Origin of the sequence: Spirabiliibacterium mucosae (assembly GCF_014884965.1) — a bacterium.
Classification (GTDB): Bacteria; Pseudomonadota; Gammaproteobacteria; order Enterobacterales; family Pasteurellaceae; genus Spirabiliibacterium; species Spirabiliibacterium mucosae.
Genome location: NZ_JABTBO010000065.1, coordinates 1 through 688 on the forward strand (window position 1 = coordinate 1; position 688 = coordinate 688).

The 688-nt window shown below is 49.4% G+C and carries 1 rRNA gene; it reads right to left on the reverse strand.

Annotated elements, in window-relative coordinates:
- Positions 1–192 precede the first annotated feature (192 nt).
- A 23S ribosomal RNA gene (locus HPC37_RS10810) occupies positions 193–688 on the reverse strand; the annotation flags it as partial.

Here is a 688-nt window from a genome sequence, read left to right on the forward strand (position 1 = left end):
TATCCTCAAGCATACTGCTTTCGGATTGGCGATTTTACGCTGTAAAATCGCACCATCATCAGCACTATCATAACCCTTGGGGGTAATGCTACTGCTTGATTTTGTGGGTTGGCCGTCGCTGCGCGACGTCAACCGCACTTTGGGTTTTCTACCCACTCAATACACTTGAGTGATAGGGCTCCCACTGCTTGTACGTACAGGGTTTCAGGTTCTATTTCACTCCCTTCACCAGGGTTCTTTTCGCCTTTCCCTCACGGTACTGGTTCACTATCGGTCAGTCAGGAGTATTTAGCCTTGGAGGATGGTCCCCCCATCTTCAAACAGGATTTCTCGTGTCCCGCCCTACTTGTTGTTAGCTTAGTACCACACCCTGGCTTTTAAATACGGGACTATCACCCTCTTCGGTCAGGCTTCCCAGCCTGTTCTTCTTGCTCTGGTGCTATCACTAACGGCTCCTCCGCTTTCGCTCGCCGCTACTTGCAGAATCTCGGTTGATTTCTTTTCCTCGGGGTACTGAGATGTTTCAGTTCTCCCGGTTCGCCTCTTTAACCTATGGATTCAGTTAAAGATAGTAGATTCTTCATCTACTGGGTTTCCCCATTCGGACATCGTGGGTTAAACGCTTCTTATCAACTCACCCACGCTTTTCGCAGATTAGCACGTCCTTCTTCGCCTCTGACTGCCTAGG